The sequence below is a fragment of the Ferrimicrobium sp. genome, from assembly GCF_027364955.1.
Lineage (GTDB): Bacteria > Actinomycetota > Acidimicrobiia > Acidimicrobiales > Acidimicrobiaceae > Ferrimicrobium.
Map to the genome: position 1 here is coordinate 1 of NZ_DAHXOI010000058.1, position 4,189 is coordinate 4,189.

Annotated in this window: 3 protein-coding genes and 1 pseudogene; all 4 read left to right on the top strand. The window is 55.3% G+C overall.

The annotated features are described in order from the left end of the window. Positions 1–252 precede the first annotated feature (252 nt). The gene (locus M7Q83_RS13855) at positions 253–1,284 is read left to right on the top strand and encodes a hypothetical protein (protein WP_298340140.1); all 1,032 of its coding nucleotides are present in this window, start codon (positions 253–255) and stop codon (positions 1,282–1,284) included. Positions 1,285–1,398: 114 nt separating this feature from the next. Continuing rightward, a pseudogene (locus M7Q83_RS14415) lies at positions 1,399–1,500 on the top strand (recombinase RecT); the annotation flags it as partial. A 458-nt stretch (positions 1,501–1,958) separates the two neighbouring features. Beyond that, positions 1,959–2,558, top strand: coding sequence for a hypothetical protein (locus tag M7Q83_RS13865; RefSeq protein WP_298340146.1), 600 nt, complete (start codon positions 1,959–1,961; stop codon positions 2,556–2,558). A gap of 81 nt (positions 2,559–2,639) precedes the next feature. Further along, the gene (locus M7Q83_RS13870) at positions 2,640–3,560 is read left to right on the top strand and encodes a hypothetical protein (protein ID WP_298340149.1); all 921 of its coding nucleotides are present in this window, start codon (positions 2,640–2,642) and stop codon (positions 3,558–3,560) included. Positions 3,561–4,189 lie beyond the last annotated feature (629 nt).

Genomic DNA, 4,189 nt, shown 5'->3' on the forward strand with positions numbered 1-4,189 from the left:
CCGATTAGCGATACACTACAACCAGTCCCTCTCGCACCCTCCTAGGGGGTGGCAGATTTCAGCGATAACAGGTGGCAGATTTCAGCGAGAATGGGTGGCAAAGTTAGCGAGAATACACATGATGCCCAGCGGCCAAGGCGACATTGGAGTGGTTACTGCCTATTGCCGAGAACCAAATGGCACAAAGCAGTATGAGTGCCCCAATTGGGTCAACACCACACTTGGAGGGTCCGGTTGGACCGGTGAGGGAGAGTGAACTTGTGGAGTCTTGGTGATCAAGTAGAGGCACGCCATCGTGATCGAGAGCGGTACCGCCAATTTATCGAGAGTCCACCGTCACATCAGTACGTGAAGGTGGTGGGAGGGTTAGAAGACAGAGATGCATACGCCTTCTATGTTTACGACGTAGGCTTCTTTAGGCTCTACCGAGCGTTAAGCCCGGTGCGAAGCACCTTGGAACCCGGCCCGGATCAGCGTGACGTTCGACTGTTCTTCATCTCCTACACGACCGTCTCACACATCATCACGAATCGACTTGCCTATCTCCAGCACCAGCATCGCATTGAGGAGCTAGGCATCGACCCAGAGGAGGCTACCGATCTAGAATTCAAGGTTTTCGGCTACTTGCTCTACGGTCTAATCGGTTCTTTGCCGCTGAGTCAGACCCTCACCAACATCAAGGGTGGCGATGATTACGGCGCTGAAGGCTTCCAAACTTCGAGTTTGGGGTCAATGATCGATGAGCCCATGCCCCCAGACCATTTTCTTGAACAGCTCCCCCAGTATCATGTGCCTCTCCGTGAGCGGACCTGGACTCGACTTCTACCTCCAAGGCTCAGTGTCCAGGGAGATCAGCCGCTTTATACCACCATCGATGACCCCTCCATCAGGGAGGATGCACAACATGCCGGCGTCCAGAGGATCGAGGACGTCGAGATTCAGCTTCCAACTCGTGAGTTTTGTATGTTTGAGCCATTGCTTCTCAAGGAGTTCCGTCACCCACTCATTGGGACGCTGCTCTTCGTCACCGACGGTGCAGGGCTCTCTACCGAGCGCTGGATGATCTGGAGCAGTGAGCTCACCATCCATCGGAACGAGCTGTTACATGCCGGCGGCCCTGGTGCCCCGGTGCGCCGAACAGATTTGGGTCGACGTCGGGAGTATCGGAAACCTATGGTTCAGAGTGTCGACCCACTCCTCCGATATCCGAAGCTCGGTAGCCGATTCTATGCCAATTCAATTGCCAGGATCAGCGATGAGAATAAGTGGCAACAGGGACCCTAAGGTGAAGACTCTGTTGACCTCCCCGGACCGGTGGAAGCCTGGCACGACTGAGTAACAACAGTCACCCCCGGAGCTCTTCTTGGGAGCAGTGTCGTGTTGGGACAAAAGGCGGGTGACAATCAACTCGCTAAGTGCGCGGAGGCTCTTGCTCTACGCAAAGCGTTCCCCCAGGAGTTGTCGGGTCTCTACACCGTTGATGAGATGGCTCAGGCGTCACAGGAGCCAAGTAGTGCTCCAACTGGCGCAAGAAGGTCCAGGACGAACACCGTAGCCTCAGCCGAGGCGAGCCCGACGGCGGCCAAGGCGGCCACACTGTCGGTGGTTGATGGCGAGGGTGAGATCACTCCCCCGGTGGCAGAGACAACGCCAGTAGATGCGGGCAACGCCCCTGCGGTCGATGGACAGATCAACGCGATCAAAGAGTACTTTGACGCGCTCAGCATCGCTCGTGAGCTTCGACCCGAGTACGTAGCCCAAATTGTCGGCCATGGGATCACCACTCTCAGAGATCTGACCCGATCCGAGGCGTCACTACTGGTCAAACACCTCGCGGCGTCAGTGCAGAACACGATAGCGGAATAACAACAAAAGATCGAACCGGTAGTGGAGTCACTACCGGTTCTCTTCGATAGCGCCAATAAGTCCTAATTGGGCGACAACAATGAGGTAACATCGTGCATTGCATCGAATGTGGGAAAGAGATCGATACGAGCGGCGTGGGCGCGAACGAGTGGCACCACGAGCGTGGCTGCTGCTCACCTGAGTGTCTAGCTGCTTGGGAACACTATCGCATTGGCGAGCTCTGTCGACAGAATCCGCTGATGGACGACATCATTGGACAGCGAGACCTTGGGCGAGTCTTCGATTTTCCGACCGTGATGCTCAATAGCCGCGTCACAATCGATAACGAACCGAACTGGACGATCAGCGTAGATACCGTATGGCTGAGTCCCGATTGGGGATGGTTCGAGTCCGATATTGGCGGGATCTTCGACACCGTTTTGGGTTTCTCCATCAGCGACAATGAGAACATCGGACTACGGCATGGGTGGTTTACGGCTTCTGGAACGGACCCGTTTGATGTAGCGCTGGTGCTAATCGCGGACGTGACTAGGTGGCGAAGGGGCTGTATCGAGGCATGCGACGCATGGGTGCTAGATCACGCCAACGAGGTCGAACTTTGCGCTGTGTGTGCCTTTGCTCGTGACCGGCTGTCGGTCGCTGCTGTGGATGCGTTGCACGAGTGGATACACACACTCGCGACCGTTCACTAGCAATTCGATCTGGCTGTCGTTGAAGAGGATCGGAAAAGTGGCCTATATGTATTGGTAACACCTTGAACGGAGGATACGGATATGGAGACCGACAAGAAGCTGATCTTTTCAACGGGCGCAAAGGGTGGAGTCGGCAAGTCCACGCTTGCGATCCTGATGGTGGAGGCGCTACGCGAGGGAGGGAACACGGTTGCCAGCCTTGAGGGTGATGAACACTCCCCCTCACTTGGGACCAAATACAGCTCTCACCCAAAGGTTCGAGTGGCAAGCGTCGATCTATCGAGTCTCATGGATGAGGCTGGGATGGAGCTATTGGGCAAGGCAGTCGGATTGCTCGATGCAGAGTATGTGATCGTGAATACTCCTGCAAGCGGGGTTCGCATCTTCGACGAGTTTCCCATGGTTTTGGCAACGCTTGGACGAGAGCCGCGAGCAACCTGGTCCTTGGCGATCAACGCTGATCGGACTGAGAACGGGGCAGATGATGATGGTCTCTTTACCAGCATGGACAATGGAATGCTCACCGCTATCGATTCGAGACATGTGGCCGTGGTTCGTCCGCTCTTCCAGTGCTCCTATCGTGCACAACCATTCTGGTACGACAACCGCCGAGATGTGGCCGAACGGTTGGGACTACGGACGATGGAAATCCCAAAGTTCCCCGCATCCACGCTTGCAGCGATCCATCGAGTTCCCTCGTCTATCTCCGAGCTAGCTGAACGACTTGATCCCATCCTGAGCGCAACGCTGTTACTTACCTGGCACCGAGTCAAGACCGCGTTGGCGGGGGCGGTGCTTGAGGGGGAACCAAATTTACCCTCTCCGAGCCATCGCAGTCACTTCCAAAGCGCGAGAAGATTTTCGGCGAGGGTGGGATTGTGCAGCAATTGCTGGGGACTCCGAACGGTGAGGTTGGTACGGAGTGAGGTTAGGCCCACACTCGACTACGTTTCACTGGAGGCGTTTTATCGAGTCATCAAGTGTCCGACACATACTCAGTGATCAGGTTCGCAACTGGTATTTGAGCCCGTGGGGTGACCTGAAAGTTGGAGCTTGAGCCTGTTGTAGAACCTTTTGTACGAGCCGGGTTCCCTGATGAACACCAGTCCTACGATAGCAAGGCTCGTAAGCCATGGCTCAAAGCGCAGAACCGAGTCAAGCACTACTACAACTGCGGCGTTCACCAAAAGCCAACGAAACAACCTATCTCGAGAGTATTCAGAGATTCTACCCATTGGCCGACACTCCTCCCGGATGCACAATATGAATTGGAGTGGGAAAAGCATCAACCACAGTCTTCCACCATCCTAGCGCCTCGGCACTGCCGCATCCAATGGCAAACAAAGCTCCATTGGAGCTGACCTTGTCCGACCCCACGGTCACTGCGGCGTATCCTCCTACCAAACAATAACCCGCCGCAGTGACAATTACCTTCACGAGAGGAACATCCTGACCGCAGAAACTCACAGGACCGTAGCGGCCCCAATCATAGGCGCTCTCCGTACAAAGGTGAAGTCCATCTGGTCCGTAGGTCGCCGGGCCACTAAAGTAATTGGCTCTCCTGACATTCATGTGGATGGATTTGGTTCGGATCTGAGCCGTAGTCCCAGTTCAACGGGGGTAATTGGGGC

What these genes read in the sequence shown, in the direction of transcription:
- M7Q83_RS13870 (WP_298340149.1), top strand. Translation starts at nt 2,640, where the DNA reads ATGGAGACCGACAAGAAGCTGATCTTTTCAACGGGCGCAAAGGGTGGA.